General features: G+C 35.9%; 3 protein-coding genes. 2 read left to right on the top strand and 1 reads right to left on the bottom strand.

Features of this window, described 5'->3' with window-relative positions; genetic code table 11:
* The coding region (locus tag ACY651_RS09230; RefSeq protein ID WP_462251947.1) for a two-component regulator propeller domain-containing protein at window positions 1-2,057 on the bottom strand (2,057 nt) is incomplete at its 3' end.
* 192 nt (window positions 2,058-2,249) lie between these two features.
* On the opposite strand from ACY651_RS09230, the gene ACY651_RS09225 reads away from it, so the two are divergent.
* Complete coding sequence (locus tag ACY651_RS09225) at window positions 2,250-5,369, top strand: SusC/RagA family TonB-linked outer membrane protein (RefSeq protein ID WP_462251945.1); 3,120 nt, start codon at window positions 2,250-2,252, stop codon at window positions 5,367-5,369.
* Window positions 5,370-5,395: 26 nt separating this feature from the next.
* Window positions 5,396-6,580, top strand: a 1,185-nt coding sequence (locus ACY651_RS09220) for a RagB/SusD family nutrient uptake outer membrane protein (RefSeq protein ID WP_462251943.1), incomplete at its 3' end; no start/stop codon positions are given.

The following is a 6,580-nucleotide window of genomic DNA, read 5'->3' as shown; positions in this document are numbered from 1 at the left end:
GATAAATAACCGAAAACTGCTGCAGCATATTCAAAGTGCAATGTTTTCCATTCATTACTTATTGCAGGTACAAAAGCGGCATCCTGTACCTGTTTTTCATTTACATCTTTAAAGTAACCGCCAAATAAAAGGCTGTCTGTTTTATTAATTATCCTAACTGTTCTTATCTGCACCTGCAAATCGGGCAATGTTGTTTTATACTTTTGATAATTAATGTGAAAGAACCCTTTTTCTCCCCCTAAAAAAATATTATTTTCATCAACAGGATAAATAAATTCAAAACCACTAAGCATTTTATTATTTAATTCGGGCAGGTAAATAATAGCAGGCTCTTTACCGGATAAATCAACAACACCCAATGTTTTTTCATGAATAAACCAAATGTTGCCCGATACATCTTCTTTTAAATAACGGATACTTTGGTTGCCTAAAATTTTATTATAAAATGGCGATGGTTCAAAAATATCTTTCGCTTGGTTGTAAATAAACACTCCTTTTACTGTGGCCACTACCACTTTGTTTTTTATTTTATATACGTGGTTGTCCAGTATTGATGGCAATCCTTTTTTATCAGTGTAATGGACAGTGCTATAAATGCCATCATTATTTTTACTGGTTTTAAAAACACCATGATAAGGATGTGATACCCAAATATTATTATCCTTGTCTATTGCAACAAATCTTGAAGATTCGTTAAAGCCGAGTACCTGGCCTGTTAAAGTAAAGTTGCCTGCATTGTAATCAAAAAAGAAAAGCCCCTTATAATTACCACTAACTATTTTTGCTGTTGATATTGTACCCGGCATAGGTACAAAATTCCAGAAACCCGGATTTTGAGAAATGGGCTGTGCAGTATTATCTTTTATTACAAACGCCCCTTCGTGATTGCCCAGCAGTAACTGGTTGTTAATTTCGGCTAAGCCCCAGGTTTGTGCTTTACCATTATTTACAGATAAAAAATTTCCTTTACTAAAACTAAGGTCTTGTATTGGCTGCAATGCAACACTGTACAAACCATTACTGGTACCTGCATACAAACTGTTATTATGTATAATTGCAGTATATCCCGAGCCATTTTGTAAAACAGGATTAATTTGTTTTATAGCGCTGTTATAAGCAATCATATCAATACCATTATCTAAGCCCAGCCATAAATTGCTTTGCCTGTCTAAAAAAATACTCAGTACATTATTATTTTGCAAACCTTCTTTGCCGGAAAAACTTTGAATAATATTTCCTCTTGTATCAATAATATATACACCGCTGTTATTGGTTGCTAAAGCAATCCATTCAGCATTTACAGGCGTGGCTGCATATATTCTTTCGTTTTCAAACAGCTGGTTGTTGGCAGATGGTAATTTTGAAATGCCTGTATTATCAAAAACATATATTCCGTTTTTTAAAGTGGTAATTAAAGCACTGTACTTTTGAACCGGTAATATGCTTGTGATTGGATCGTTGTTTTTAAGTTCGTTTTTTAAAAGTAAAGGTGCCCAGGTGTCGTTTTCTAAAATCATTAAGCCGGCTGAATAATCCTGTGCATATAATTTTCCGTTGCTCTGTCCCAAATAAGCCCATTCAGCAGGTGCATTATATACAGTTGGAGCTTCATTATCAAACTTAAAAATCTTGTTGGTAGAGCGAAAAAATATATGCTTGTTAAAAGATACGATATCCCAAACATCGCCAAAGGTTTTGTCTTTAGCTGGTATAAATTGGGTTAAAGAATGGTATTGTAACTGTCCGTTTTTAGCCGGGGTAAAATAACCCAGCTCATCCTGCCCGCCCACATAAATTTTATTATCCGGGGCAATTTCTACTGAGCGTACAATGGTTTTGTTAGGTAAAGAATAAAGGTTCCATTTTCTTCCCTCATAAGTAAGCAGCCCTTCGTTGTTGGCTGCATAAATAACACCATTCTTATCCTGCTTAATATCCCAATTTTGCAGCCCTGCACTGTAAGTTTGTTTGGAGTAATTAATTACATCTGGCAGCCCAATGGTATTTTGGCCGCACAAATTAAGAGGTATAAATATTAGCAGTAGCAGTTTTTTCATTTCTGCAATTAGTAATTGTATAGTGAAGGTATACAAAATTGATTGATGTAGTAATGATGTAGTATAAATAGCCTTAAAACCAATCATTTATCTTTTATGATGTAGTAATGTTGTGGCTGTTTATTTTTTATTTGTAGGGTGTAAGTATATTTTTACAATCTAACTATTACATTACCAAAAACGATTGCTATTATGAAATTTAAACTCACATTATTGTGTTTTGGCATTATTTGCTGCTGTCTTTTTCAGCAGGCCACAGCACAAACCATTTCCGTTTCTGGAAAGGTTAAAAACAAAACAACAGGAGAAGCATTAGTCAGTGCAACAGTTTCTGTTCAGGGTACCACCTCATCTGCGGTTACCGATGCAACCGGAGCATTTACTATCGCTGCACAAAAAGGCGCCACCCTTATTATTTCTTATGCCGGAATGGAGGCAGTGAGGTATAAGGTGAACAATGCCGGACCTATCGACATTCAAATGGAAGAGTCTTCCTCTAATAATTTGAATGAAGTAGTGGTGGTAGGATATGGTACTCAAAAATTAACCAAAGTTTCTGGCGCTATTTCAACAGTAAAAGCTGCTGATATAGAAAAGTTGAAACCCGTAAGAGCAGAAGAAGCTTTGCAGGGCAGGGCTTCGGGTGTAACAGTAATATCTCCGGGTTCGCCAGGGGCAAAACCTACAGTTTTGATAAGGGGTATTCCTTCTTTTTCGGGAACGGATCCTGTAGTTATTATTGATGGCGTACCGCAAACACTTACCGATTTTAATTCTATTAATGCCGCAGATATTGAATCTATAAATGTACTGAAAGATGCCGCTACAACTGCCATTTATGGTGTAAAAGGTGGTAATGGTGTTATAGTTGTTACAACAAAAACTGGCAGAAAAAATCAAAAAACTGAAATAACCGTAAGCAGTAATTATGGTATGCAAGAAGTGATGAATACCATTGGGGTGTTAAATGCTTCTGAATACGCAGGTATAATTAACGAAGGCAGTACAGTTGCAGGCGGGAATGTTATTTTTCAGGACCTGTCGAAAATTGGTGTGGGTACCAACTGGCAAAACGAAATTTTTAAAACTGCTGCAATGCAATCGCATAATATAACGGCAAGGGGTGGCAGTGATAAAATGTTATACTTTTTATCAGGCGGGTATTTAAACCAGGGCGGTATTGTAGGCGGCAATGATAAATCAGTTTTTAGCAGGAGCAACTTTACTGCAAATCTTACGTTCGACCTTTCTCCTAAATTAAAATTTATAATGAATACTACCGGTGTTCTGCTAAATGGTAAAGGTGTACAGGAGAATTCATTTAACAGCGTTATAGGAAGTGCATTAAATTTTGACCCAACAGTATCGGTTAATAACATAGTGCCTAACACAGTAGGTAAATATGGTTTTAGTAATTTATTATTGTCAGAAATATTTAATCCGCTTACAAAGCTGGATAACACTTATAATAAAAATGCGGGAAATAAATTATATGGCAAGTTCGAATTTCAATATGATGTAATAAAAAACTTAAAGCTATCTACCCGTTTTGGTTACACCAAATACGATGGTAATTCAAAAAACTTTACGCCATTGGTATTCTACGGCAACAATAATGTAGATAACTCCATGAATGCAGATGGTTCAACCGTTACAGGCAAACACAACAGTGTATCGCATGAAAAAGCAAGCAATTTTAATTATACCTGGGAAAGCTTTGCTAACTATAATTTTAAGATAAAAGAAGATCATAATTTTGAAACCGTACTTGGTTTTTCTTTAGCTAAAGTTTCGGGTAATGCTGCTGGTGCAAGCAGACAGGATGTACCTTTTAACTCCTGGGAATTTGCAGATTTTTCTGCAGCCACAGGCAGTAATACAGCTACAAATACCAATGCACTCAGCGGCTATTATTATCAATATTTCAGAAGAAACCTTTCTTACTTTACAAGAATAAATTACGATTACCAGGAAAAGTATTTAGCATCTTTTACTGCACGCCGCGATGGCTCTTATGCATTTGGTATAGAAAATAAATATGCTAACTTTTTATCTGGCTCATTAGGCTGGGTTGTTACTAAAGAAGATTTCTTTCATTCCGATTTTATCGATTACTTAAAAATTAGGGGCAGCTACGGTTCAATAGGAAATGAAAATGTAGATCCGCAGTTTGTAAGTATTGTTACCGGCGGCTCAAGCTATGGCCCAACTGCAAATAGTAACGGCTACACTTTTAATAATGTTTTTTATCCCGGTGCCACTGTTGGTTCTGCTGCAAATGATGCATTAAGATGGGAAAAACAATTGCAATCGAATGTTGGATTTGATATGAATTTTTATAAAAGAAAGTTCTCTTTATCAGCCGATTATTTTCAGAAAAAAGTGGACGGATTATTGTTCACACCTTCTGCATCTTTATACCTTGGTACAGTTCCCATCCCTACTGCAAATATTGGAAGTACCAAAAGCAGCGGTATAGATGTTACTTTAGGATATAATGAATTTATTGGTAAATCATTAAAACTAAATACCTCAGTAACTTTTACAACAGCTAAAAATGAAGTTACCGCAACTAACGATGATGGTACGGCTAAAATATTAGGCGGCTATTATTTTAATGGCCAATCGCAAAGTGTAACGGTTTTTGAAAAAGGACAAACACCCGGTTATTTTTATGGTTATAAAACGGATGGCTTATTTCAAACGCCAGCAGATCTAACCAAAGGCGCAACACAATCAGGTGCACAACCAGGTGATATTCGTTTTGCTGATGTAAATGGCGATGGTATTATTTCATCTGCCGATCAAACAAAAATTGGCGATCCATTCCCTGATTTTACAATGGGGTGGAATTTGAATCTTGAATATAAAAATTTCGATTTTAATGCATTTACTTATGCCTCTGTTGGAAACGATATTTACAGGGCTTACGAAAGAAATGCCAACTACTCCAATAAATACAGGGCAGTATTGGCAAGATGGACAGGCGCAGGCACAACAAACGATGCAAGAAACCCCCGCTACTCCTTTACTGATGCAAACAGTAACATCCGTGTTTCTGACAGGTATGTAGAAGATGGCTCTTTTGTAAAAATTAAAAATATACAATTGGGTTATACATTCCCGGCAAGTGTTACTAAAAGAATATTGAGCAGGTTGCGTATTTATGCCCAGGTAAAAAATGCTTACACCTTTACAAAATACTCAGGGTTTGATCCTGAAATAGCGGGTGGCATTTTAGATACCGGTGTTGATCGTGGCGCTTATCCACAGGCAAGAACTTATGCTGTAGGCATTGATATTAAACTATAAATTTTTATAAAATAAAATATTATACAATGAAGAATATTAAAATAATAAGCCTGGTTTTTTTGATTGCCATGCTTGCATCTTGTAAAAAATGGGTAGATTATAATCCTCAAGACGAATTTAAAATAACAGACCTCGATTATTTAAAATCAGAAAGTGATTATCGTACCATGGCAGTTAGTGTTTATACTCCCATTCAATGGTTAAACCAGGCAGTGCCGGTGGGTGATATTGCATCTGACAATGCAGTAAGCGGTGGAGAGAATGCATCCGATGTATTATCACTGCAACAAATAGATGATTATACATTAACACCTGTAAACTCTACCCTTACCGAATTATGGCAAGGTGCGTATGAAGGCATTAACAGGGCTAATTACATGACGCAGTATAAAGCCACCAACAAAGCTGGGGAAACAGTAAATTTTGCAGGTAAAGATGCTATGTATGGAGAAGTTTATTTTTTACGTGCCTACTATTATTTTCATTTGGTTAGATTTTTTGGTGATGTACCATTGTTTACTGATAAAAGATTGGGCTTAACAGAATCTAAAACTTTACAACGCTCTGCAAAAGCAGATGTGTATAAACAAATTGAACTTGACTTAACCAATGCTATTGCAGTTTTACCCATCACTAATGTTGAAAAAGGCAGGGTAACAAAATATGCAGCGCAGGCTTTATTGGGCAAAGTATTATTATATCAAAATAAATTAGATGCGGCTGGGGCTATGTTGGAAAATGTAGTAAACGGACCTTTTAGTTTAGTAGCCAACTATGGCAATATGTTTTTAGAAGCAGGAGAGAATGGATCAGAATCAGTTTTTGAAATTCAATATTCCAATACTTCTCCCTATTACAATTGGGGTGGTGTTACAAGAGGCCAGGGAAATCATTCGGTGCAGCAATGTGGCATCAGGGGTTTAAATGGTTCTGGGGCTATGCCTTATGCAGCAGGCTGGAGTACAAATTTACCTACCGTAAATTTAGCGAATGCTTACACAGCAGGCGATATAAGAAAAGCAGTAACTGTTTTAGATATTGAAGCTTATAAAAATGCTAACCCCTCTTTTAATATTACTTACCAGGTTGCACCTTTTAAAAATACTGGTTTATATAATCAAAAATATTTACCCCGCAAAGGCGAAACATCAGGCCAGGTAGAACTTAATTATTTAAATAATTTCAGAACTATTCGTTACGCAGAAGTTTTG

It is taken from the genome of Ferruginibacter sp. (genome assembly GCF_031391665.1).
Classification (GTDB): Bacteria; Bacteroidota; Bacteroidia; order Chitinophagales; family Chitinophagaceae; genus Ferruginibacter.
This window is presented reverse-complemented; position numbering and strand designations above follow the sequence as displayed.

Coding starts and splice junctions, on each gene's coding strand:
- ACY651_RS09225 (WP_462251945.1), top strand. CDS start 2,250: ATGAAATTTAAACTCACATTATTGTGTTTTGGCATTATTTGCTGCTGT.